The following is a 23,043-nucleotide window of genomic DNA, read 5'->3' on the forward strand; positions in this document are numbered from 1 at the left end:
GAATCGTCCCGGAAACGACGCGAGCCCGCGCCGGACAGGGTCCGGAGCGGGCTCGACGTGGTGGAGCGTGACTCAGCAGTCGTAGTACAGCTGGAACTCGTACGGATGCGGACGGAGGTTCACCGGCGCGATCTCGTTCTCACGCTTGAGCGAGATCCAGGTCTCGATCAGGTCGGTGGTGAAGACGCCACCGGCGGTGAGGTACTCGTGGTCGGCCTCGAGGCGGTCGATCACGGCAGGCAGCGAGGTGGGTGCCTGCGGGATGTTCTTCGCTTCCTCGGGCGGGAGCTCGTAGAGGTCCTTGTCGACGGGAGCGAGCGGCTCGATCTTGTTCTTGATGCCGTCCAGGCCGGCCATCATCTGCGCGGCGAACGACAGGTACGGGTTACCGGACGCGTCGGGCGCGCGGAACTCGAGACGCTTGGCCTTCGGGTTGTTGCCCGTGGTGGGGATACGGACGGCGGCCGAGCGGTTACGGCCCGAGTACACCAGGTTGATGGGGGCCTCGTAGCCCGGCACCAGGCGGTGGTACGAGTTGATCGTCGGGTTCGTGAACGCCAGCAGCGACGGCGCGTGGTGCAGGATGCCGCCGATGTAGTGACGAGCGAGATCCGACAGACCCGCGTAGCCCTTCTCGTCGTAGAAGAGCGGCTTGCCGTCCTTCCAGAGCGACTGGTGGACGTGCATGCCCGAGCCGTTGTCACCGAAGAGCGGCTTCGGCATGAAGGTCGCGGACTTGCCGTGCTGCCAGCAGGTGTTCTTGACGATGTACTTGAACAGCTGCAGGTCGTCGGCTGCACGCAGCATGGTGTTGAACTTGTAGTTGATCTCCTGCTGACCGCCGGTGCCGACCTCGTGGTGGCCGCGCTCGAGCTCGAAGCCCGCGTTCTGCAGGTTGGTGGAGATGGCGTCGCGGATGTCGACGTAGTGGTCGTACGGCGCGACGGGGAAGTAGCCGCCCTTCGGGCGGACCTTGTAGCCGAGGTTGGGGGACCCGTCGGCCTCGGTCTCGGCGCCGGTGTTCCAGGCGCCGGAGCTCGAGTCGAGCTCGTAGAACGCACCGTTCATCTGGGAGTCGTAGCGCACCGAGTCGAAGATGTAGAACTCGGCCTCGGGACCGAAGAACGCGGTGTCGGCGATGCCGGTGCTGGCGAGGTACTCCTCGGCCTTGCGCGCGACGTTGCGGGGGTCGCGGCTGTAGGACTCGCGGGTGTACGGATCGTGGACGAAGAAGTCCATGTTCAGCGTCTTGGCGTGACGGAACGGGTCGATCTGAGCGGTGCCGTAGTCGGGCAGCAGCATCATGTCCGACTCGTGGATCGACTGGAAGCCACGCACGGATGAGCCATCGAACGCGAGACCGTCTTCGAGGGTGTCCTTGGTGAACGCCTTCGCCGCGATCGAGAAGTGCTGCTGGATACCCGGGAGATCGGTGAAACGGATGTCGACGTACTCGACGCTCTCGTCCGCTATGTACTTGATGACCTCTTCGGCCGTGGTGAAATCCACGCTGGAACTCCTTCTTGTCGAGTGCTGGTCCGCGACGTCTGTGTGAGTGCGGCAGCTGCGCCACGCCGACGGTAGGGAAGTGGTGTTGCCTCACCGTCAAGTCCGTGTTTCGTCGGTGTTACGCGTCCCGTCGTCGCAGCTGGTGGCCGGTGGGAAGACCCTCCCGCCGGGGCGACACCTATCCTGGAGCAATGGCCCCGCACTCACACCAGTATGGAGAACACTCATGGCACGGATGACCGGATCGTGGCTCTCGGGCCCCGCCGCCGCGCTGCCCGACGGTGACCACGAGCAGCAGGCCTACCAGGGCGAGTACCTGGGACTTCCCAAGGTGGGGCCGGGTTCGCTGGCGCCGACACCGAGGCGTGTCGCGGCGTTGGCCATCGACTGGCTGATGTCGATGGGTGTGTCCGCGCTGTTCCTCGGCGGCAGCGTCGCCGGTGGCAACCTGTCGACCCTGACCCTGGGAGTGTGGTTCCTGCTCGGATTCGTGTCGGTGAGCTTGTTCTCCTTCACGCCCGGTCAGTTCTGCATGGGCATGCAGGTGGCGCGCATCGACGCTCCGGGCCGCGTGGGAGTCGTGCGCGCGCTGGTGCGTCAGGTCTTCATCGCCTTCGTGGTGCCCGCCGTCATCACCGACATCGACAGCCGCGGCATGCACGACCGCGCGACGGGCACCGCACTCCTCATGTCCCGGTAGTGGGGCCGGAGGCCACTAGCGACGCTTGATGGTGCGCTGCACACCCTTCATCTTCGCGCCGCCCGGCATCGGTCCCTTGGGGAGTGCCGGGCCACCGCGGGCGCCCAGCGCCGAGAGCCGTGACTCGATGGTCTCCATGCGCTTGCTGTCGATGTTCTTCGGCAGCTTGGTCAGGTACTTCTGCAGCTGCGAGAGCGGCACCTGGCCCTCGTCGTTGCCGACGACGACGTCGTAGATCGGGGTGTCGCCGACGAGGCGTGCGGTCTTCTTCTTCTCCTGCGCCAGCAGTGCCTTCACGCGCTGCGGTGCGCCCTCGGCCACCAGGATGACGCCGGGACGACCGATGACGCGGTGCACGGCGTCCAGCTGCGTGGTGCCGGCGATGGCGGTCTTGACACGCCACCCGCCCTGCAGGTTGTCCAGTGCCCACGCGGCGGCGCCGGCCTGGCCCTCGGCCTTGCCGTACACCGACTTCTGCACGCGGCGACCGAAGATCACGAACGCGATGAGCACACCGATGAGGAGCCCGAACGGCAGCAGGAGCCACTCGATCCCGAAGATCAGCCCGATCAGGAAGAACAGCACCGCCATACCGACGACCGATCCGATCATCAGCGGCAGGAGGAGCTTGTCCTCCTTGCGCTGCATCTGGAAGGCCTGCCACAACTGGGAGCGCCGTTCCTTCGAGGCCTGCTTGCGTGCTGCCTTCGCCGCGGCCTTCGCCTCTTTCGAGGCCTTGCCCTTGCCTGCTGTACCGCCGTTCGCCATGGCTCCCAGGATAGGCGCAGACGCAGCGCGGCCCGCCATCCGGTAGGACGGCGGGCCGCGTGGTGTCGCTGGGGGTGTGGGGTCAGCGGGCTGCCAGGCGCGCCATCAGCGAGCTGGCTTCCTGGGACGCCTCGCCACCGTGCTCGAGGTGGGACATGTTCTCGGAGATCGCACGGCCGTGGTGAGCCATGGCCTGCGCGTAGAGGCGACCCGCGCGGTACGAGGAGCGGACCAGGGGACCGGCGAGGACGCCGGCGTAGCCCATGGCCTCGGCGGCCTTGGAGTGCTCGACGAATTCCTCCGGCTTGGCCCACCGGTCGACCGGATGGTGCCGCGGCGACGGGCGCAGGTACTGGGTGATGGTGAGGATGTCGCAGCCGGCGTCGTGCAGGTCCTGCATCGCCTGCGTGACTTCCTCGTAGGTCTCGCCCATGCCCAGGATCAGGTTCGACTTGGTCACCAGGCCGGCGTCGCGCGCCGCGGTGATGACGTCGAGGCTGCGCTGGTAGCGGAACGCGGGACGGATGCGCTTGAAGATGCGCGGCACCGTCTCCACGTTGTGCGCGAGCACCTCGGGGCGCGAGGAGAAGACCTCGGCCAGTTGGTCGGGGTCGGCGTTGAAGTCGGGGATCAGCAGCTCGACACCGGTGTTGGGGTTGAGGCGCTTGATCTCACGGACGGTCTCGGCGTACAGCCAGGCGCCGCCGTCCTCGAGATCGTCGCGGGCGACACCCGTGATGGTGGAGTAGCGCAGACCCATCGCCTGCACCGACTCGGCCACGCGGCGCGGCTCGTCCCGATCGAGGTCGGCAGGTTTGCCGGTGTCGATCTGGCAGAAGTCGCAGCGACGGGTGCACTGCTCACCGCCGATGAGGAACGTGGCTTCGCGGTCTTCCCAGCATTCGTAGATGTTGGGACACCCGGCCTCTTCGCACACCGTGTGCAGTCCCTCGCGCTTGACGAGTCCCTTGAGTTCGGAGTACTCGGGGCCCATCTTCGCGCGGGTCTTGATCCACGACGGTTTGCGTTCGATCGGGGTCTCCGCGTTTCGGATCTCGAGGCGGAGAAGCTTGCGTCCGTTCGGAGCTTGTGCAGGAGAGTTCTCGGGTGCGACGGTCACCGCATCGATGCTACTCGCGGGGGGTCATCCGCCGAAGTTCACCGTGGTGAAGCGTGGCGTGGGTGCGACGGGCGTTCTGTCCAGATCGTGCACCGCCAACGGCAGGGCACCGTCGAGTGCGTCCAGGATGCGCTGCGTGACCGCCGGAGTGACCTCGTCGACGGTCACGTCGCGGCCGAGTTCGTCCGACAGTGTGGTGACGCCGGCGTCCGCGATACCGCACGGAACGATGGTGCCGAAGCCCTCCAGGGACGCATTGCAGTTCAGGGCGAAGCCGTGCAGAGCCACACCCCGCTGCACGCGGACCCCGATGGCAGCCACCTTGCGTTCGGGCTGCCATCCCGGACCAGAATTTCGGGCTCCGCGCACCTCGCCGGCCGCGAGCCAGACGCCGGAACGGCCGTCGATACGCCCGACCTCGAGGCCCAGATCGGTGCACACGGCGATGAGTGCCTCCTCGATCAGCCGGACGTACCGAACGACGTCGACGGGCTCCGCGAGCCGCACGATGGGATAGCCGACCAGCTGCCCGGGACCGTGCCAGGTGATCTTGCCGCCACGGTCGACGTCGATGACGGGGGTGCCGTCGCGCGGCCGATCCTCGGGAGCCGTACGCCGACCCGCGGTGAAGACGGCGGGGTGCTCGAGAAGCAGCAACTCGTCGGCGCCGACGTTCTCGGCACGACGGCCGGCGACCTCGCGCTGGATCTCGAGAGCGTCGAGGTAGTCGATCGTGCCGAGCGAACGCACGAGCATCGGCCGGGAGTCGGCGCGGGCGGAGCGGGTGATCATGACATCGAAGAGTACGCCTCCGGGTCAGCCGACGGTGTCCGCGAGCGCCTCTCCGATGGTGTTGTGCTCGAACGTGAATCCGTGCTTCTCGAGCACCGCGGGGATGGCTCGCGGATTGTGCAGGATGGCCTCGTTCGCGAACTCGCCGATGATCGCGGAGATCGCGAACCCGGGCACCATCCACGGTGCCGGGCGATGCACCGCTCGCGACATGGCGCTGTTGAACTGGGCGTTGGTCACCGGTGCGGGACCCTGGAGGTTGACCGGTCCGGTGATGTCCTGATTCTCCAGGGTGAAGACGATCGCCCGGACCTCGTCCGTCAGCGAGATCCACGGGAAGTACTGGCGGCCGCTGCCGAGCCGACCGCCCAGCGCGAAGAGGTACAGCGGGCGGAGCTTGCCCATCATGCCGCCGTGCCGGGACAGGACGGCAGCGCTGCGCAGGAACACCACCCGGACGCCGTTCGAGGCCGCGAAGGACGTGGCGTCCTCCCAGTCGCGACACACCTCGGCGAGGAAGCCCGTACCGACCGGCGCCGTCTCGTCGACCACGGTGTCGCCGGTGTCACCGTAGAAGTTGATGCCGCTGGCGTTGACGAGCGTCGGCACCTTCGCCTCGACGACGGCGCGGGAGATCACCTCTGTGGGGACGATGCGACTGTCGCGGACGGCCTGCTTGTACGCACCGGTCCACCGCTTGTCACCGATCCCGACACCGCACAGGTTCACCACGGCGTCGGCGCCCTGGAGAGCCTCCGGGTCGAGTGACCCGGCGGTGGGATCCCAGCCGATCTCGTCCGGTCCCGCGGGTGCGCGGCGGACGAGGCGGAAGACGTCGTGCCCTCCGCTGCGCAACGCCGCCACGAGCGACGTGCCGATGAGTCCGGACGAACCTGCGATGACGATGCGCACGAGTGACTGCCTCCTGGGACGGCGACGGGGGCACCCACTGCACGGTGTGCAGTGGGTGCCCCCTCGTTCGACAGGTCACAGATTCCCGGAGGTCGGGGCTGCGAAGTGTCGGGGACTTCCGAGATTACCGAAGAAGCGTCAGAGGCCGAGGTCGGCTTCGAACGCGCCCTCCTCGAGGCGGTGCTTGATGGTGGTCAGGAAGCGACCCGCATCGGCGCCGTCGACGAGACGGTGGTCGTAGGTGAGCGGCAGGAACGCCATGGAGCGGACACCGATGGACTCGCTGCCCGAGGCGTCGGTCACCACGACCGGGCGCTTGACGATGGCCCCGGTGCCCAACATGGCGGCCTGCGGCGGAACCAGGATCGGCGTGTCGAACAGGGCGCCCTGGCTGCCGATGTTGGTGATGGTGAACGTGCCACCGGACAGCTCGTCCGGCTTGAGGCCGTTCGACCGTGCCCGTGCCGCGATGTCCGCGATGGCGCGTGCGATGCCGGCCAGCGACAGGTCGCCCGCGTTGTGGATGACGGGGGAGAGGAGGCCCTGCTCGGTGTCCACCGCGATGCCCAGGTGCTCGGCGTCGTGGTACGTGATCTCCTTCTTCTCCTCGTCGATGCTCGCGTTCACGTTGGGGTGAACCTTGAGCGCCTCGACGACGGCCTTCGCGAAGAACGGCAGGAACGTCAGGTTGACGCCCTCGCGCTCCTTGAACGTGGCCTTGGCGCGGGTGCGCAGTGCTGCCACCTTGGTCAGGTCGACCTCGAACACCTGCGTGAGCTGCGCCGACGTCTGCAGCGACTCGCGGGTCTTCTTGGCGGTGATCTGCCGGATGCGGTTGATCTTCTGCGTCGAACCGCGCAGGTGCGCGAGTTCGGGCCGCACGCCGGCAGTGGACGGTGCCGAGGGCGTGGCGGACGCGGCGGGAGCTGCGGCAGCCGGAGCGGCCTTCTCCTCGGCCGGGGCCTTCTTCGCCTCGGCTGCGGCGAGGACGTCCTGCTTGCGGATGCGTCCACCGACGCCGGTTCCCGACACGGAGTTCAGGTCGACGTCGTTCTCCTGCGCGAGCTTGCGCACGAGCGGCGTGACGTACGGGCTGGAACCGCCGGCGTTCGAGCCGCCGGCCGGCGCCTCGGACTCCGACTTCGAGGAGTTCTCGGACTTGCTCTCGGACTTCGGCTCCGGCGTGTAGACCTCGCCGGCGGGCTCGGGATCGGCCTGCTTGGCGGGCTTCTCGGCGGGCTTCGCTTCGGCCTTGGGTTCCGGCTTCTTCTCGGGCTCGGGCTTCTTCTCGGGCTCCGGCTCGGGCTCGGGCGCGGACTCCTTCTTCGCGGGAGCACCGGAACCGATGACGGCGAGCCGGCCGCCGACCTCGACGGTGTCGTCCTCCTCGGCGCTGATCTCGAGCAGGGTGCCGGCGACCGGGGACGGGATCTCGGTGTCGACCTTGTCGGTGGAGACCTCGAGGAGCGGCTCGTCCACGGCGACCTCGTCGCCGACGGCCTTGAGCCACCGGGTGACGGTGCCCTCCGTGACGGACTCGCCCAGTTCGGGCATCGTGACGGGAGTGCCGTCGCCGTCACCGGTGGAACCGCTGCTCGCACCGCCGTCGTCGTCGCTGTCGGGTGCGGGCGCGTCGGCCTCGCTCTCGCCCTCGACGGACGCCTGCTCGGCGGCGTCGGACGGGCCTGCGTCGGCTTCGTCGCTGCTCGAGTCGTCGCTGCTCGAGTCGTCGCCGTCGGACGGTGCCTCGTCCGCGTCACCGATGACACCGAGCTCACCGCCGATCTCGACGGTGTCGTCCTCCTGCGCGACGATCTTGGTCAGGACACCCGCTGCCGGAGACGGAATCTCCGTGTCCACCTTGTCGGTGGAGACTTCGAGCAAGGGTTCGTCGACTTCGACCGTGTCCCCCTCCTGTTTCAGCCACCGTGTGACAGTCCCCTCGGTGACGCTTTCACCGAGAGCTGGCATCTGGACGGAGAAGGTCATGTCTGTTGACTCCTCGACAAGTTGTAGTACGGGTGTAGCGGCTCGTGGTCGCTAGCGGGTGTGGTGTCTAGCCGGTCGCGGTACGTGGACCATTGTGGCCGCGTCGCACCGTTCTCGCGGCGAGTTGTGCCGGTAACGGGTGACGCGCACCGTGAGATGGTTCACGCGATGCCCGATCATCCTGTCACTTCGTGAGACGGTTCGCGCTCGGTGGGGTCGGCGTGCCGTCCGGATGATGGTGTGGACCGGATTGAGTGCATTTCGTGCACGCGAGAGTCGCGTGCACTGCTCGGCGGATGGAGGAGACACCGTGGGACTGTTCGACAGATTCAAGCGCCCGAGTCGATCCCGAGGCGGAGCGTCGTCGTCCGACAGAGCGCATCTCGCCGACTGGACGGCCGGCCGCATCGGCGTCGAGGCCTACGTCGAACCGGAGACGACGGTCACTCCGATCACCGTGGTGCTGGTCGCGAACGACGGTGAGTGGACCCGCCGCGCGGTGGGCGGCGAGAAGGGCGCGCGCACGCTGGGCGAGGACCTGAAGATCCCGGTCTACGACGTGCGCAAGACCGGGTATCCGCAGCGGATGCGGGACCACGACGCCCGACAGAAGATCATCCGGAGGCGCGAGCAGGGAGCCTGAGCTCCCCGCTCGCGCGAGCGGGTCAGCCCTGCTCGGCGATGTCCTCGAGCACCGAGATCATGGTGCGCACCGGGACACCGGTGCCGCCCTTGCTCGTGTAGCCGTGCGGCCCGCCGGTGTTGAAGGCCGGCCCGGCCACGTCGATGTGCGCCCACTGGACGCCCTCGGCGACGAACTCCTTCAGGTAGAGCCCGGCCGCGAGCATGCCGCCCCACCGGTGGTTGGTGACGTTGGCGAGGTCGGCGACGCGGGAGTCGAGATCGGGTCGCAGTTCGGCCGGCAGCGGCATCGCCCAGGCGTTCTCGCCGATGCGCTGCGAGATGGCGGCGACGCGGTCGCGGAACACCTCGGTGCCCATGACACCCGGGGTGCGTGTGCCGAGGGCGACCATCTGCGCTCCGGTGAGGGTCGCGGTGTCGATGAGGTAGTCCGGCTCGTCCTCGCAGGCGCGCACGATGGCGTCGGCGAGAATGAGGCGGCCCTCGGCGTCGGTGTTGATGACCTCGACCGTGGTGCCGCCGTACTGGGTCAGCACGTCGCCGGGACGCTGCGCCGTGGACGACGGCATGTTCTCGGCCATCGGCACCGTCGCGGTGACGTCGATCGGCAACTTCAACTTGGCCGCCAGCACCACCGTCGCGACCACGGCGGCCGCGCCGGCCATGTCCGAGGTCATGTTCTCCATGCCCGCCGCGGGCTTGATCGAGATGCCGCCGGTGTCGAACGTGATGCCCTTGCCGACGAGAGCGACGGTGGGGGACTTCTTCTTTCCGCCGGACCAGGACAGCCGGACCAGACGCGGCGGGCGGGACGAGCCCTTGCCGACGCCGACGATGCCGCCGTAGCCCCCGCGCTCGAGTGCCTTCTCGTCGAGCACCTGCACGGTGAGGCCGGCCTCGGTCCCGAGGGCACGGGCGCGCTCGGCGAACTCGGCCGGGAAGAGGTGGCTCGGGGGCGTGTTGACGAGGTCACGCGCGGTGGCGACCGCCTCGGCGACGGCCTCGGAGCGCGCGAGTTCGGCGCGAGCCTGCTTGTCGCGCGGCGATCCGACGAGCAGATCCACCCGCGTGATCGGTGTCGCGTCGTCCTTGGGCGCCGACTTCTGCTTGTACTCGCTGAACTGGTAGGCGCCGAGGTAGAGGCCCTCCGCGGCGGCGGCGAGGCCGACGGCGGACAGGGTCGTCGCGACGTGGCCGATGCCGGTGAGCGCGCGCGCCGCCGATCCGGCCGCACGACGCAGCACGTCGTCGGTGCGCTCGGCGGCAGTGCCCAGACCGACGGCGAGAACGCTGGCGGCGGGCAGGGACGAGGGTGCGGGAACGCGGGTGACCTGATCGGCCCGGCCGGTGGCGCCGAGGGCCGTGACCGCGGCGAGGACGTCTGCGGCGGCGTTCCCGAGGAAGTCCTCGCCGACGATGCGGACACCGTCGTCGGTCTTCTCGAGTCCGACGACGACGACCTCGACGACCTTGTCGATGGTTCCGGCGAGGACCAGTTCGGGTCCGAGTGTGCGCTGCGACTGACTGCTCACGTGCTGCTGCTCCTGATGGTCGGGGACGGTCGGTGAGGGTGGAGCGACGCAGTCGATCGTATGCCGACCCCGACATCGGGCTCGTCTGAGTTAGCGTTCCCCACCATGAGCGAAGAGTTGTTGCACGGTCCGGTCCACGAGGCGCACGTCGCCCTCGGAGCCACGTTCGCCCCCTTCGGCGGGTGGACGATGCCGGTGTCGTACGCGGGCACCGTCTCCGAGCACACGTCGACGCGCACCACCGCGGGGTTGTTCGACGTGAGTCACCTGGGCAAGGCGGTCGTCTCCGGTCCCGGTGCCGCGGCGTACGTCGATTCGGTGCTGACCAACGCGCTCGACCGCATCGGGCCCGGCCAGGCGCAGTACACGTTGTGCTGCACCGAGAACGGCGGAGTGGTCGACGACCTCATCGCCTACCTCGTGTCCGACGACGAGGTGTTCCTCGTGCCCAACGCGGCCAACACCGCCGCCGTGGTCGAGGTGCTCGCGCAGGGTGCCCCGGCCGGCATCGAGGTCCGCTCGGCGCACCGGGAGTACGGCGTCCTCGCCGTGCAGGGACCGCGGTCGGCCGACGTCCTCGCCGCCGTCGGGCTGCCGTCCTCCCTCGATTACATGGCGTTCGAGGACGTCGCGTTCGGATCCGGCTCGGTACGGGTCTGTCGCACCGGCTACACGGGGGAGCACGGGTACGAGCTGCTGCCGCAGTGGGACACGGCCGCGTCGCTGTTCGAGGCGCTGCTGGGCGCGGTGCGCGAGGTGGGCGGCGAGCCCGCCGGTCTCGGAGCGCGCGACACGCTGCGCACCGAGATGGGCTACCCGCTGCACGGGCACGAGCTGTCCGTCGACATCAGTCCGCTGGAAGCGCGCTGCGGCTGGGCGGTGGGTTGGAAGAAGGACGAATTCCGCGGACGCGACGCCCTCGTGGCGCAGAAGGAGGCGGGCGCACCCCGCACCCTCGTCGGCCTCCGCGCCGTCGGACGCGGTGTGCTGCGTCCGGATCTGACCGTCCTGCGCCCGGGGAATTCGGTCGGCACCGGAGAACCGGTCGGTGCGACCACGTCCGGCACCTTCTCGCCGACTCTCAAGGTGGGCATCGCGCTCGCGTTGCTCGACACCGCGGCGGGCGTCGCCGTCGGTGACGCGGTCGACGTGGACGTGCGTGGTCGGGCGATCGCGTGCGAGGTGGTCAGGCCGCCGTTCGTCGAGGCGCACGTGCGGTGAGATGCCACACCACGCTGCTTTAGAGTGTTCGGCATGACTGGCCTGGAATTCACGCGTCACGAGCACCCGTCGCCCGCCACCGCGGAAGCGCGGGCAGCGGTGTTGCAGGCGCCCGGGTTCGGCGTGCACTTCACCGATCACATGGTGGCCATCGACTACGACGCCGGCACCGGGTGGCACGACGCGGTGGTGACGCCCTACGCGCCGTTCCCGATGGATCCCGCGGCCATGGTTCTGCACTACGGCCAGGCCATCTTCGAAGGTCTCAAGGTCTACCGCCAGCCCGACGGCAGTCTCGCGTCGTTCCGCCCCGGCGCGAACGCGGAGCGCCTGCAGAGCTCGGCCGCGCGGTTGGCGATGCCGGCCCTGCCGGTGGAGCTGTTCCGCGAGTCCATCGAGCAGCTGCTCGCCGTCGACCACGAGTGGGTGCCCGTCGCCGGCGGCGAGGACGCGCTCTACCTGCGGCCGTTCATGTTCGCCACCGAGGCGGGGCTGGGCGTGCGCCCGTCGTCCTCCTACCGCTACCTCCTCATCGCCTCGCCCGCCGGCGCGTACTTCCCGCGCGGGGTCAAGCCGGTCAGCGTGTGGCTCTCCACCGAGTACGTGCGCGCCGCGCCGGGCGGCACCGGAGCCGCGAAGTTCGCGGGCAACTACGCGGCCTCCCTGCTGGCCCAGGCGCAGGCCGCGGACCAGGGCTGCGACCAGGTCGTGTGGCTCGACGCTCTCGAGCGCCGCTACGTCGAGGAGATGGGCGGGATGAACCTGTTCTTCGTCTTCGGCTCCGGACCCGACGCGCGGTTGGTCACGCCGTCCCTGTCCGGCTCGCTGCTGCCCGGCATCACGCGTGACTCGCTGCTGGCGCTCGCCACCGACGCGGGCTTCGCCGTGGAGGAGCGCAAGATCTCCACGGACGAGTGGCAGAAGAAGGCGGAGTCGGGCGAGATCACCGAGGTCTTCGCGTGTGGCACCGCAGCCGTGATCACCCCCGTCGGCAGCGTGAAGTCGGCCGAGGGCGACTTCCGCATCGGTACCGGAGAGCCCGGCGAGGTCACCATGGCGCTGCGCGACACACTCACCGGAATCCAGCGCGGCACCTTCGCCGACACCCACGGCTGGATGAGCACGCTGCGCGACTGATCGCTCAGCCGACGAGGCAGAGCACGAGCACCACGGCGGTGGTCAGCTCGATGCTCGCCCCGAGCACGTCACCGACGAGACCGCCGAATCGCCGAACGCAGTGCCGGGCGAGCAGAGTGACGGCAGCGAGTGCCACCGCGACGGCTGCCACTCCCTGCAGCGGGACGCCGGGGACGGCGAGCAGCCCGGCGGCGAGTGCCACGAGGACCCACAGGGTGAGCACGGCGGGTGACTGCGACGCCGCGACGAGTGAGCCGAAGCCACTGCCGGTGGCGGCGGGCACCGAGCGGCGGCACACGATCACGACGGCGCACCGGGACACGACGGCAGCGACCACGATCGCGAGAGCGTCTCCCCGAGAGACGAGTTCGCCCATGGCCACCGCCTGCACGCCGAGAGTCAGAACGAGGGTCGCGGCCCCGAACGGTCCGGTGGACCCGGACTTCATGATCGCCAGCGCACGCTCGGCCGGGCCGTAGGACCCGAGTCCGTCCGCGGTGTCCGCGAGCCCGTCGAGATGCATTCCGCGGGTCAGCAGCGCCAGGGTGCCGACGCCCAGCAGTCCCGCGAGCGTCGGCGGCAGGTCGGCTGCGGCGCACGACCACACCACCAGTGCGGCCGCGCCGCCCAGCGCCAGGCCCACGAGCGGGACGATCCCGATCGCGCGGCGTGCGTCGTCGCGATCGACGGCGTCCGGACCACGCACCGGCAGCACCGTCAGCCAGGAGAACGCCAGGCGCACCGGGTCCAGGAACATCAGGGCCGCGTGCTCACTCCGGCATCGGAGAACGTCGCCATGTCGGCGAGTGTCGCGACGGCACCGGACAGGATCGGCAGCGCGACCATCGCCCCCGAGCCCTCGCCGAGGCGCATCGACAGGTCGAGCAGGGGATCGAGTCGCAGGTGTGCGAGCGCCAAGGCGTGTGCCGGTTCCGTCGACCGATGGCCGGCCAGCCACCACGACGAGGCGCCGACCGAGAGATCGTTCGCGACCAGTGCCGCCGCCGTGACGACGACGCCGTCGAGCAGCACCGGTGTGCGACGCACCGCGGCCTGCACCAGGAAGCCGGTCATCGCGGCGAGATCGGCGCCGCCGACGGTGCGCAGCAGTGCGATCGGGTCGCGGGTGACGGGACGCGCACGCCGCAGGGCGTCACGGATCGCGGCGGTCTTGCGGATCCACCCCGCGTCGTCGATGCCGGTACCGCGGCCGACCGCCGCCACCGGTTCGGTGTTGGTGACGGCAGCGATCAGCACGGTGGCGGGGGTGGTGTTGCCGATGCCCATGTCGCCGGCGATCAACAGGTCGGCGCCGCCGTCGACCTCCTCGTCGGCGATGTCACGGCCCGCTGTCAGGGCGGCGATCACCTCGTCCTGCGACAGTGCGTCCTCGCGGTCGATCGACCCACTGGAGCGACGCACCTTGTGCGACGACACGGAGTCGTCGGTGTCCGCGTCGACCGCGATGTCCACCACTCGCACGGTCGCACCGGACACCGTCGCCAACGCGTTGATCGCGGCACCGCCGGCGGCGATGTTCGCGACCATCTGCGCCGTCACCTCGGGCGGGTACGCGGAGACCCCACCGCGGGCGATGCCGTGATCGCCGGCGAAGACCACGGCGCGAGCCCGAGCGAACCGATGCGGAGGGCTCACGCCCTGGCACGACGCGACCCACACGGCGAGGTCCTCGAGACGGCCGAGCGAGTCCGCGGGCTTGGTCAACGACGACTGCCTGGCTCTCGCCTCGCGGGCGATCTCGGCGTCGGGTGGATCCACCGGACGGAACAGTGCGGAACTCTCGGTCACCACGTGCCTCTCGATCGGTCGGTGGGTCGGTCACTCGGTCGGGTGAGGGGGACGGACAACCCGGCCACCACCAACGTCACCGCGTCACACACCTGCGCGAGACGGGCGTTCGCGGCACCGATCTCGTCGCGGAAGAGTCTGCCCGCCCGCGACTCCGGGATCACGCCCAGACCCACCTCGGGGGAGACGAGCACCAGCGGACTCTCGAACCGGTCGACGGCCGTCACCAGGTCATCGACCGCGGCCACCACCGTGCCCCGCGGCGAGTCCCACGCGCGCAGATCGTCCAGCGCGCCGGTGAGCCAGGTCCCCAGGTCGTCGACCAGTGTGGGCACGTCGTCCCGCAGGGCCTCGGACAGTGCCGCGTACGAGGTGATCTCGACCGTGGACCAGTGCTCCGGCCGCGTCCGTCGATGCGTGTCGATGCGGGCGTCCCAATCGGCGTCCGCACTGTTCCGCCGCCCGGTGGCCACGTACCGGACCTCGGCGTGACCGGCCAGCAACGACTCCGCATGGCCGGACTTGCCGGATCGGGCACCTCCGAGGACGAGCGTGCGCGTCACCGCGGGTGCGCTCAGACCGCGTCGCCGGGGCCGACGCGAGGCTTGGGGGCACGCATCTTGCGGACCTGCGACGCGCGGACGAACGAGTACCAGCCGAGCTTGAAGCCGCCGTCCGGAGTCTCGGGGAAACGGTCCCGCACCTTGTTGTTGACGCGGCGGCCGAGCAGATAGCCGTCGATACCCATGAAGATCATCATGATGAACAGCGCGAGCGTGACGATCGACTGCACCTCGGGGCTCAGGAACAGTGCCACGAGAAGGATCAGGGCCATCGGCATGAAGAGCCCGACGAAGTTGCGACGCGAGTCGACCAGGTCACGCGCGTAGGCGCGGACGGGGCCCTTGTCGCGGGGGAGGAGGAACTTGTCCTCGCCGGCCATCATGCGGGCACGCTGGTCCGCGGCCTTCGCGCGACGCTCGGCCGAGGCGGCCTTGCGCTCGTCCTTGCTGCCCCGCGTCGCCTTGCGTCGCGCCCGGGCCTCCTTGGCCGTCAGCGGTGCCGGTGCGACCGGGCCACGGCGGCGGCCCTCGGCCTCACGCCGGGAGGGCGTGGGACGGCCCTTGCCGAGGCTGACGTTGCCGCGGGTCTGCGCCGTGCTCTCGTCCAGGCTCGTCGACTCGTGGTCGACGGGGGTCTGGGTGTCGGACTTCTCACTCGACTTACCGAAGGGCAGCTTCACCCCCACAGGTTATTCGACGTTCACCACCACGCGAACACCGCAGTCGTGGGCTCTCACGACCGACGCTCCTCGTTAGAGTGTTCCGATGCGCGTTCTCATCGCCCCCGATTCCTTCGGAGACACCCTGACCGCGGCCGAAGCAGCCGACGCCATCGCGGCGGGGTGGTCGAGCGCGCGCGACGACGAGCTGGTACTCGCGCCCCAGTCCGACGGCGGACCCGGGTTCGTCGACGCACTCGCGGCCGACGGCGGCGAGGTGATCGAGTCGACCGTGTCCGGACCCCTCGGCGACGTCGTGACCGCGCGCTGGTTGCTCGACGGCGCGACCGCCTACGTGGAGGTCGCGCAGACCGTCGGTCTCGGACTGCTCGGTCGCTCGCCGGATCCGGAGTCGGCCGTCGCGGCGTCCAGCAGGGGAGTGGGGCAGATCGTCGCGGAGGCGCTGACCCGTGGTGCGACCACCGTGGTGGTCGGTCTCGGTGGCAGCAGCTCGACCGACGGCGGCGCGGGCATGATCGAGGCTCTCGGGGGACCCGACGCGGCGGTCGCGGCTCTCGCGGACGTCGACCTCGTCGCGGCCACGGACGTCGACAATCCGTTGCTGGGTCCGGCCGGTGCGGCCGCGGTGTTCGGACCGCAGAAGGGTGCGGACGCGGACACCGTGCGCGTCCTGGAGGAGCGGAACGCCGACTGGTGCGTCGAGCTTGATCGCGTCGCCGAGCGCGCGGTGGCGGACCTGCCGGGGGCGGGTGCGGCCGGCGGCCTGGGCGCCGCGTTGCTCGCGCTGGGAGCGACCCGCACGTCCGGGGCCGATCTGGTGGCCGAGCGCACCCGTCGCCACGAGGTGATGCCGACGGTCGACGTGGTGCTGACGGGCGAGGGGAAGTTCGACTCGCAGTCGTTGCGCGGAAAGGTGGTGACCGCTCTCGCGGGGTCGGCTCGCGAGCACGGTGTGCGCACGGTGGTCCTCGCCGGTCAGGTGCGTCTGGGCGAGGACGACATGCGCGCGGCGGGCATCGAGTCGGCGCACTCGGTGACCGATTTCGCCGGATCGGTCGACCTCGCCATGTCGGACGCGCGTGCCCAGCTGACCGGCCTCGCCGCGGACGTCGCCCGCACCGGCTCGTGGGCGTGACCGCCCCGGCGATCGTGTGGAATAGCGGGGTCGGGAGTACCGTTGACTGTGTTCGCCGGCGTTGTCGCCGAGAGGGCACGAACGATAGGGAGAACCCATGACTGTGCAGAACGACGTCGCCACCAGTGACGTGACCACCACCGACACCGAGACGCACGCCGTCCTGATGACCGAAGCGGCCTCGTCCAAGGCCAAGGCACTGCTGGATCAGGAAGGCCGCGACGACCTGGCGCTGCGCATCGCGGTTCAGCCCGGCGGGTGCGCAGGGCTGCGCTACCAGCTGTTCTTCGACGACCGCTCGCTCGACGGCGACCTGGTCAAGGACTTCGGCGGCGTCACGCTCGCCGTGGACCGGATGAGCGCGCCGTACGTCGAGGGCGCATCGATCGACTTCGTCGACACCATCGAGAAGCAGGGCTTCACGATCGACAACCCCAACGCCACGGGTTCGTGCGCGTGCGGTGACTCCTTCAACTGAGTCCCGAGTAGTCTCCCGCCGTCCCCGGCACCCTGCGTGGGTGCCGGGGACGACGTGTGTCCGGGGTGCGTCGTCCCGGGGCGTCCGTCTGATGGGGTTCACCCACTCGTCACCCGGGTAAGGTTCACAGCAGTTCTCCTCCACCTGCTGCGAAAGGCCCTCGGACGTGACCATTGCGGTGTCCGGCTCCATTGCTACCGACCATCTGATGCGGTTTCCCGGTCGGTTCGCCGACCAGTTCCTCGCCGATCAGCTGGCACACGTCTCGCTGAGCTTCCTCGTCGACGACCTCGTCATCCGCAAGGGCGGGGTGGGCGGCAACATCGCCTACGCCATGGGTGTTCTGGGCGGCGCACCGCTGCTCGTCGGCTCGGTCGGTCCCGACTTCGCCGAGTATCAGACGTGGCTCGAGGACAACGGCGTCGACTGCTCCGCCGTCACCCTCTCCGAGACGGCTCACACCGCGCGTTTCGTCTGCACCACCGACGAGGACATGGCACAGATCGCCTCGTTCTACCCCGGCGCGATGACCGAGGCCGGCGACATCTCCGTCCACACCGTGGCCGAGGGTCGCGACCTGGAACTCGTCCTGGTCGGCGCCAACGACCCGGCCGCGATGATGCGCCACACGGCGGAGTGCCGCGAACTGGGCATCCCCTTCGCCGCGGATCCGTCGCAGCAGCTCGCACGCCTCGACGGAACGCAGGCCACCGAGCTCATCCAGGGTGCCGAGTACCTGTTCACCAACGAGTACGAGTGGGGCCTCCTCCGTCAGAAGACCGGGCTGACCGAACGCCAGATCCGCGACACCGTCGGCCTGCGCGTGACCACGCTCGGCAAGAACGGCGTCGAGATCGTCGGCGCCGACGGCACGGACATTCGCGTCTCCGTGGTCCCGGAGACCAGCAAGGTCGACCCCACCGGTGTCGGTGACGCGTTCCGCGCCGGCTTCCTCGTCGGCCGCGCCAACGGGCTGGGCCTCGAGCGCGCCGCCCAGCTCGGATCGTTCATCGCGGTGCTCGTGCTCGAGACCACCGGCACCCAGGAATGGACGCTCGTCCGTGACGACGCGATCAAGCGCCTCACCGACGCATACGGCGACGAGGCCGCGGCCGAGATCGCCGCGATCCTCCCGCAGTAGTTCGCGTCTGCCGGCTAGAGCCGAACCGGGTACGTGGGTTCGGCGATGGCCGGCACGATGCGCTTCTCGACGAAGATGCCGTGCCACACCATGAAGATGAGCACGGTCCACAACCGGCGGCTGTGATCGCTGCGTCCCTCGCGGTGGTCGTTCAGCATGCGGGTGATCGCGGCCTTGTCGAGCAGGTGATCGGTCTGGGAATCGGCGATCTGCTGGTGCGCCCAGTCGAAGAGCTCGGTGCCCCGCAGCCAATGCCGAAGCGGCACAGGGAAACCCAGCTTCGCGCGGTTGAGCACATGATCGGGCACGATGCCGTCGAGTGCTTTGCGTAGCGCGTACTTCGTCGTCGACTTCGTGATCTTCTGCTCCAGCGGCAACTGCTCCGCCACCCGGAACACCTCGTTGTCGAGGAACGGCACGCGCAACTCCAACGAGTTGGCCATCGTGATCTTGTCGGCCTTCACCAGGATGTCACCGCGCAGCCACGTGAACAGGTCCAGATGCTGCATCCGCGCCACCGGGTCCCAGCCGGCGGACTGCGCGTAGATCGGCGCCGTCACGTCCTGATGGGTCCACTCGGGCCGGAACTCCCGCAACACCGACCGCAGCTGCGCATCGTTGAAGCTGCGCGCATTGCCGTAGTAGCGCTCCTCCAGGCTCATCGACCCGCGGTTCAGGAGACTCTTGCCGCGGGTGCCCTCCGGGATGCGCTCACTCAGTCGACCGGCGGCGCGTCGCAGGGAGGGTGGCAGCTTCTCGAACGGTGCGAGCGACAACGGCTCCCGGTAGATGGTGTAGCCGCCGAACAACTCGTCCGCACCCTCGCCCGACAGCACCACCTTGACGTGCTTCCGTGCTTCCTTGGCGACGAAGTAGAGCGGCACCAGCGCCGGGTCCGCCACCGGATCGTCGAGATACCAGACGATCTCGGGGATCGCCGCGGCGAACTCCTCGGGCCCGACGACCTTGATGACGTGCTTGGCGCCGATCGCAGCGGCCGACTCGGCCGCGACGTCCACCTCGGAGTAGCCCTCACGCTCGAAACCGGTGGTGAAGGTGACCAGATCCGGGTTGTGCCGCATGGCGAGCGCGGCGATCGCCGTGGAGTCGATGCCGCCGGACAGGAACGAGCCCACGGTGACGTCGGCACGCATGTGCTTGGCGACGGAGTCCTCGAGCGCCTCGGCGATCTCGCGGTAGCGCGCCGCCTCGGTGCCCGACGGGACGGGACGCACCGGGAACGTCGGCCGGAAGTAGCGAGTGACGGTCGGCTCCGAGCCGGGGGTCAGGCGAGCGGTGCAGCCGGACTCCAGGCGACGGATGCCCGCGTGGAGCGTCTCGGGTTCCGGCACGTACTGCAGCACCGTGTAGTGCTCCAGGGCGCGGGGGTCGAGCTCGTCGGACACGCCCAACGACTCGAGGAGTTCGAGAATGCTCTTCTTCTCGCTCGCGAACGCGGTGCCCGCGGCGCCCGTCGAGTAGAACAGCGGCTTGATGCCGAACGGGTCACGCGCGAGGAACAGTTCCCGCTTCTCGGTGTCCCACAGCGCGAAGGCGAACATGCCCCGCAGGCGTCGAACGGCATCGTCGCCCCAGAAGTGGAACGCGGCGAGAATGGCCTCGCCGTCACCCTCGGTGGCGAACGTCGCGCCGTGCTCGCGTGCCAACGTCTCGCGCAGTTCGAGATAGTTGTAGATCTCGCCGTTGAACACCAGCGCGTAGCGCTCCGGACTCTCCGCGGGACCCCAGCGGAGCGGCTGGTGCGAGTGCTCGATGTCGATGATCGAGAGCCGGTTGAAGCCCAGCGCCAGATCGTCGTCGTGCCACGTCCCCGGCTCGTCCGGCCCGCGGTGTCGCATGCAGTGCGACGCGTGGCCGACGGCATCGACGACGTCTTCCGCGGATGCGTTCGACGTCAGCAGTCCCAGCAGTCCACACACGGTCGGTACGCCTCGTTTCGTTCGGGTGTCGGCCCGGTAGCGGGCCTGGTCACAGGCGTCGCCGGGACCTCGACGGCCCGACGCGCATCGGTCCGAGTATGCCGCAGTGCGGCGGGAACGCCGAAGTGACCGGCCGGGCCCGGTGTCGCCGCCCAACTCGCACCCGACCCGACACGAGAACCGAGCCCGCTTTGGTCTACGCTGCGTAGTACACGAGTACCTCGTGCGTGTGAGCGACTTCGGTGGCTCGTCCGGACGGTTCTCGTACTCTCCATCTGGCAATCAGGAAGGCGTGATCGTGGCGCAGCGTGGTGGTGGATCCGGTCGTCGGACGACACGACGAGTCGGATTGGTGGCCTCTCTTGCAGTGGCCGCCGTGGTGCTGTCGGGCTGCGGCATCGACAATTCCGTACTTCGATTCGGATGGCCGTCGGGCGTCACGCCGCAGGCCGAGCGGATGCGCGAGCTGTGGACGTGGTCCGTCATCGCGGCGCTCATCATGGGCGTCATCGTGTGGGGCCTGACCTTCTGGACGGTGGCGTTCCACCGCAAGAAGAAGGACTCGCCGGAGTTCCCGCGCCAGACCGCGTACAACGTCCCGCTCGAGCTGTTCTACACGGCCGTGCCGTTCGTCATCATCGCCGTCCTCTTCTACTTCACGGTCGTCGTGCAGAACTACGTCCAGGAGAAGCAGGACAACCCCGACGTGGTCGTCGACGTCACCGCGTTCCAGTGGAACTGGAAGTTCGGCTACCGCACCGTCGACCTCAAGGACGGGCAGCCGCTGTACGACGGCACCGACCAGGAGCGCGAGCAGGCAGCAGAGGAGGCCGGCACCCCCGAGGGTGAGGAGCCGGGCCCGCTGTTCGGCCGCGAGAAGTCCGACCAGTCGTACCTGCACTACAACGAGGTCGAGACCGTCGGCTCCAGCTCCGAGGTCCCGATCCTCGTGCTCCCCACCGGCAAGCGCATCGAGTTCGAGATCGCGTCCTCCGACGTCATCCACTCGTTCTGGGTTCCCGAGTTCCTGTTCAAGCGCGACGTCATGCCGAACCCGGACGAGAACAACTCCGACAACGTGTTCCAGATCAGCGAGATCGAGCGTGAGGGTGCCTTCGTCGGGCGCTGCGCCGAGATGTGCGGCACGTACCACGCGATGATGAACTTCGAGGTTCGCGCGGTCAGCCCCGAGGCCTTCGAGAACTACATGGCGGCGCGTCGCGACGGCCAGACCAACGCTCAGGCGCTGGAGTCCATCGGCGAAGAGCCTCGCGCGACCTCCACCTCGCCGTTCAACACCGACCGCACCGTCAAGGCTGCGACCGTGGCAGAAGGAAACTGACATCCCATGAAGATCGAAGCGAAACTCTTCGAGATCCTGACCGGGTTCTTCATCCTCGTCGGAATCCTCTACGGCGTGTTCACCGGCTTCTCGCGGACCGGCATCGAGTGGGCCGGCCTCACCGCCATCGCCCTCTCGGCGGGCCTGACGCTGATCGTCGGAACGTACTTCCGGTTCGTCGCTCGTCGACTGGACACCCGTCCCGAGGACTACGACGACGCGGAGATCGCCGACGGTTCAGGCGACCTGGGCTTCTTCAGCCCCGGTAGCTTCTGGCCCATCATCCTCGCCGGATGCGCCGCCTTCATGGCCCTGGCGTTCGCGTTCTACGAGCCCTGGATGCTCGCGGTCGGCGCCCTCGCCATCATCGCCGCCGCAGCCGGACTGGTCTTCGAGTACCACGTGGGACCCGAGAAGCACTGACACAGCTCCACCTTGAACGCCCCCGGCCTGTGGTCGGGGGCGTTCGGCGTCGGTGGGGTGGGATAACGCCCTCCTGGTGAGCTTCTCGCGCCTCCGGTGTTCCCGCACCCACGCTGCGTCGTCGCACGTCGCACATCGCACATCGCACGTCGCCTTGCCGAGCAACGCGCATGCGTGACGCGACGAAGGGTGCGGGAACTGGTGCCCTGCCGGCCGCTCGCGCGATGACGACGACGTGTTCGAGAACTTCGACGAATCGATGATCGAGTTCGAGGCCGCGTCGATCCTCACCCGGCACTGCGGCGCGGGCGATCTCCCCGTGCTGTTGCTGCACGGGCACCCGCGTACGTCGGCGACGTGGCACCGTGTCGCCCCACTGCTGGTCGACGCAGGACATACGGTCGTCTGCCCGGACTTGCGCGGGTACGGACGCTCGCAGGGCCCGGCGCCGACACCCGACCACTCCGCACACTCGAAGCGGGCGATGGCCTCGGACATGGTGCAGGTGATGGCCGCACTCGGGCACCGACGCTTCGCCGTGGTCGGTCACGACCGTGGAAGTTACGTGGCCCTGCGCCTGTCCCTCGACCACCCAAGCCTCGTGGCCGCGCTGTCCCTGCTCGACTGCATCCCCGTCAGCGAGCACCTCGACCGGGCGGACAGTCGATTCGCGACCCGATGGTGGCACTGGTTCTTCTACGCCCAGCCCGACCTCCCCGAGCGCGCCATCACTGCCGATCCCTCTTCGTGGTACCGCGGCGATCCGGCCCTCATGGGAGTGGAGAACCACCGTGAGTGGCTGACGGCGATCCACGATCCCGATGTCGTACGCGCGATGCTCGAGGACTACCGAGCAGGACTCACCGTCGACGCCGACCACGAACGCGCCGACCGAGCGCAGGGGAGGACGTTGGCCGTGCCGGTGCAGGTGCTGTGGTCCACACAGGACGATCTCGAGGAGTTGTACGGCGATCCGTTGACCATCTGGCGTGCGTGGGCGCCGGGCGTCGTCGGGCACGGCATCGATTCGGGACACCACATGGCCGAGCAGGCCCCGCACCACCTCGTCGACGCGCTGCTGCCGTTCCTCGCCTCGGCGGGGCGGTGGGATTCAGTGCAGTAGCCCGCGCTCCACACGGTCCAGTGCACCGGATCTGCTGGGGCGGGGTATTCGTGTGCAGTGATCCGCGGTGGGCGCGGATCACTGCAC

At 69.1% G+C, this 23,043-nt stretch carries 22 protein-coding genes; 10 read left to right on the forward strand and 12 right to left on the reverse strand.

Going from position 1 to position 23,043, the window contains the following annotated elements; genetic code table 11:
• Positions 1–72: 72 nt before the first annotated feature.
• Complete coding sequence (glnA, locus tag J4E04_RS08010) at positions 73–1,509, reverse strand: type I glutamate--ammonia ligase (protein ID WP_027505794.1); 1,437 nt, start codon at positions 1,507–1,509, stop codon at positions 73–75.
• 226 nt (positions 1,510–1,735) lie between these two features.
• Between glnA and J4E04_RS08015 the strand changes: the two genes are divergently transcribed.
• Complete coding sequence (locus tag J4E04_RS08015) at positions 1,736–2,209, forward strand: RDD family protein (RefSeq protein ID WP_027505795.1); 474 nt, start codon at positions 1,736–1,738, stop codon at positions 2,207–2,209.
• 15 nt (positions 2,210–2,224) lie between these two features.
• Here the strand turns inward: J4E04_RS08015 and J4E04_RS08020 are convergent, their stop codons facing one another.
• From J4E04_RS08020 to sucB, 5 genes are all read right to left on the reverse strand, one after another.
• Positions 2,225–2,977: a DUF4191 domain-containing protein gene (locus J4E04_RS08020; RefSeq protein ID WP_056445665.1), complete on the reverse strand. Its 753-nt coding sequence runs from the start codon at positions 2,975–2,977 to the stop codon at positions 2,225–2,227.
• 82 nt (positions 2,978–3,059) lie between these two features.
• Positions 3,060–4,097: a lipoyl synthase gene (gene lipA / locus J4E04_RS08025; RefSeq protein WP_027505797.1), complete on the reverse strand. Its 1,038-nt coding sequence runs from the start codon at positions 4,095–4,097 to the stop codon at positions 3,060–3,062.
• A 24-nt stretch (positions 4,098–4,121) separates the two neighbouring features.
• A complete protein-coding gene (gene lipB / locus J4E04_RS08030) occupies positions 4,122–4,889 on the reverse strand; it encodes a lipoyl(octanoyl) transferase LipB (protein ID WP_490150320.1) in 768 nt (255 codons plus the stop codon).
• A gap of 24 nt (positions 4,890–4,913) precedes the next feature.
• Positions 4,914–5,801 carry a TIGR01777 family oxidoreductase gene (locus J4E04_RS08035; RefSeq protein ID WP_027505799.1) on the reverse strand — a complete coding sequence of 296 codons (888 nt, stop codon included), beginning with the start codon at positions 5,799–5,801 and terminating at the stop codon, positions 4,914–4,916.
• Between the two features lie 138 nt (positions 5,802–5,939).
• The gene (gene sucB, locus J4E04_RS08040; protein ID WP_490150321.1) at positions 5,940–7,790 is read right to left on the reverse strand and encodes a 2-oxoglutarate dehydrogenase, E2 component, dihydrolipoamide succinyltransferase; all 1,851 of its coding nucleotides are present in this window, start codon (positions 7,788–7,790) and stop codon (positions 5,940–5,942) included.
• Positions 7,791–8,100: 310 nt separating this feature from the next.
• Between sucB and J4E04_RS08045 the strand changes: the two genes are divergently transcribed.
• A complete protein-coding gene (locus J4E04_RS08045; protein ID WP_490150322.1) occupies positions 8,101–8,433 on the forward strand; it encodes an oxidoreductase in 333 nt (110 codons plus the stop codon).
• Positions 8,434–8,455: 22 nt separating this feature from the next.
• Here J4E04_RS08045 and J4E04_RS08050 read toward each other — a convergent pair whose 3' ends face one another.
• Positions 8,456–9,964: a leucyl aminopeptidase gene (locus J4E04_RS08050; RefSeq protein ID WP_490150323.1), complete on the reverse strand. Its 1,509-nt coding sequence runs from the start codon at positions 9,962–9,964 to the stop codon at positions 8,456–8,458.
• Between the two features lie 105 nt (positions 9,965–10,069).
• On the opposite strand from J4E04_RS08050, the gene gcvT reads away from it, so the two are divergent.
• The gene (gene gcvT, locus J4E04_RS08055) at positions 10,070–11,185 is read left to right on the forward strand and encodes a glycine cleavage system aminomethyltransferase GcvT (protein WP_027505803.1); all 1,116 of its coding nucleotides are present in this window, start codon (positions 10,070–10,072) and stop codon (positions 11,183–11,185) included.
• A gap of 33 nt (positions 11,186–11,218) precedes the next feature.
• Positions 11,219–12,322, forward strand: coding sequence for a branched-chain amino acid aminotransferase (locus J4E04_RS08060; RefSeq protein ID WP_027505804.1), 1,104 nt, complete (start codon positions 11,219–11,221; stop codon positions 12,320–12,322).
• A gap of 4 nt (positions 12,323–12,326) precedes the next feature.
• On the opposite strand, the gene cobS is transcribed toward J4E04_RS08060, so the two are convergent.
• Genes cobS through J4E04_RS08080 form a run of 4 tightly spaced genes read right to left on the reverse strand, consistent with a single transcriptional unit; the run spans position 12,327 to position 15,374 of the window.
• A complete protein-coding gene (gene cobS / locus J4E04_RS08065; protein ID WP_490150324.1) occupies positions 12,327–13,079 on the reverse strand; it encodes an adenosylcobinamide-GDP ribazoletransferase in 753 nt (250 codons plus the stop codon).
• Positions 13,079–14,134 (reverse strand): nicotinate-nucleotide--dimethylbenzimidazole phosphoribosyltransferase, encoded by a 1,056-nt coding sequence (gene cobT / locus J4E04_RS08070; RefSeq protein ID WP_037185716.1) that lies wholly within the window; start codon positions 14,132–14,134, stop codon positions 13,079–13,081. The genes cobS and cobT overlap by 1 nt, the downstream gene beginning before the upstream one ends.
• Entirely contained in the window at positions 14,128–14,694 is a 567-nt protein-coding gene (locus tag J4E04_RS08075; RefSeq protein WP_056445647.1) for a bifunctional adenosylcobinamide kinase/adenosylcobinamide-phosphate guanylyltransferase, read from the reverse strand. Before J4E04_RS08075 ends, cobT begins: the two co-directional genes overlap by 7 nt.
• Positions 14,695–14,705: 11 nt before the next feature.
• On the reverse strand, positions 14,706–15,374 hold the full coding sequence (locus tag J4E04_RS08080) for a DUF3043 domain-containing protein (protein WP_027505807.1): 669 nt from the start codon (positions 15,372–15,374) through the stop codon (positions 14,706–14,708).
• 85 nt (positions 15,375–15,459) lie between these two features.
• Between J4E04_RS08080 and J4E04_RS08085 the strand changes: the two genes are divergently transcribed.
• The 3 genes from J4E04_RS08085 (at position 15,460) to J4E04_RS08095 (ending at position 18,128) form a co-directional block, all read left to right on the forward strand.
• Entirely contained in the window at positions 15,460–16,509 is a 1,050-nt protein-coding gene (locus tag J4E04_RS08085) for a glycerate kinase family protein (RefSeq protein WP_490150325.1), read from the forward strand.
• A gap of 97 nt (positions 16,510–16,606) precedes the next feature.
• Entirely contained in the window at positions 16,607–16,987 is a 381-nt protein-coding gene (locus J4E04_RS08090) for a HesB/IscA family protein (RefSeq protein WP_027505809.1), read from the forward strand.
• Between the two features lie 166 nt (positions 16,988–17,153).
• Positions 17,154–18,128, forward strand: coding sequence for a carbohydrate kinase family protein (locus tag J4E04_RS08095; protein WP_027505810.1), 975 nt, complete (start codon positions 17,154–17,156; stop codon positions 18,126–18,128).
• Positions 18,129–18,142: 14 nt separating this feature from the next.
• On the opposite strand, the gene asnB is transcribed toward J4E04_RS08095, so the two are convergent.
• Entirely contained in the window at positions 18,143–20,068 is a 1,926-nt protein-coding gene (gene asnB, locus J4E04_RS08100) for an asparagine synthase (glutamine-hydrolyzing) (protein ID WP_490150326.1), read from the reverse strand.
• A 295-nt stretch (positions 20,069–20,363) separates the two neighbouring features.
• Between asnB and ctaC the strand changes: the two genes are divergently transcribed.
• The 3 genes from ctaC (at position 20,364) to J4E04_RS08115 (ending at position 22,956) form a co-directional block, all read left to right on the forward strand.
• Positions 20,364–21,410: an aa3-type cytochrome oxidase subunit II gene (ctaC, locus tag J4E04_RS08105; RefSeq protein WP_371831725.1), complete on the forward strand. Its 1,047-nt coding sequence runs from the start codon at positions 20,364–20,366 to the stop codon at positions 21,408–21,410.
• A 6-nt stretch (positions 21,411–21,416) separates the two neighbouring features.
• Complete coding sequence (locus J4E04_RS08110) at positions 21,417–21,833, forward strand: cytochrome c oxidase subunit 4 (protein ID WP_027505813.1); 417 nt, start codon at positions 21,417–21,419, stop codon at positions 21,831–21,833.
• Positions 21,834–22,068: 235 nt separating this feature from the next.
• Complete coding sequence (locus tag J4E04_RS08115) at positions 22,069–22,956, forward strand: alpha/beta fold hydrolase (RefSeq protein WP_490150327.1); 888 nt, start codon at positions 22,069–22,071, stop codon at positions 22,954–22,956.
• Positions 22,957–23,043: the final 87 nt, after the last annotated feature.

It is taken from the genome of Rhodococcus sp. NFXS4, from assembly GCF_058139645.1.

Coding starts and splice junctions, on each gene's coding strand:
- J4E04_RS08015 (WP_027505795.1), top strand. CDS start 1,736: ATGGCACGGATGACCGGATCGTGGCTCTCGGGCCCCGCCGCCGCGCTG.
- J4E04_RS08020 (WP_056445665.1), bottom strand. CDS start 2,977: ATGGCGAACGGCGGTACAGCAGGCAAGGGCAAGGCCTCGAAAGAGGCG.
- lipB (WP_490150320.1), bottom strand. CDS start 4,889: ATGATCACCCGCTCCGCCCGCGCCGACTCCCGGCCGATGCTCGTGCGT.
- sucB (WP_490150321.1), bottom strand. CDS start 7,790: ATGACCTTCTCCGTCCAGATGCCAGCTCTCGGTGAAAGCGTCACCGAG.
- gcvT (WP_027505803.1), top strand. CDS start 10,070: ATGAGCGAAGAGTTGTTGCACGGTCCGGTCCACGAGGCGCACGTCGCC.
- J4E04_RS08060 (WP_027505804.1), top strand. CDS start 11,219: ATGACTGGCCTGGAATTCACGCGTCACGAGCACCCGTCGCCCGCCACC.
- cobS (WP_490150324.1), bottom strand. CDS start 13,079: ATGTTCCTGGACCCGGTGCGCCTGGCGTTCTCCTGGCTGACGGTGCTG.
- J4E04_RS08085 (WP_490150325.1), top strand. CDS start 15,460: ATGCGCGTTCTCATCGCCCCCGATTCCTTCGGAGACACCCTGACCGCG.
- J4E04_RS08090 (WP_027505809.1), top strand. CDS start 16,607: ATGACTGTGCAGAACGACGTCGCCACCAGTGACGTGACCACCACCGAC.
- J4E04_RS08110 (WP_027505813.1), top strand. CDS start 21,417: ATGAAGATCGAAGCGAAACTCTTCGAGATCCTGACCGGGTTCTTCATC.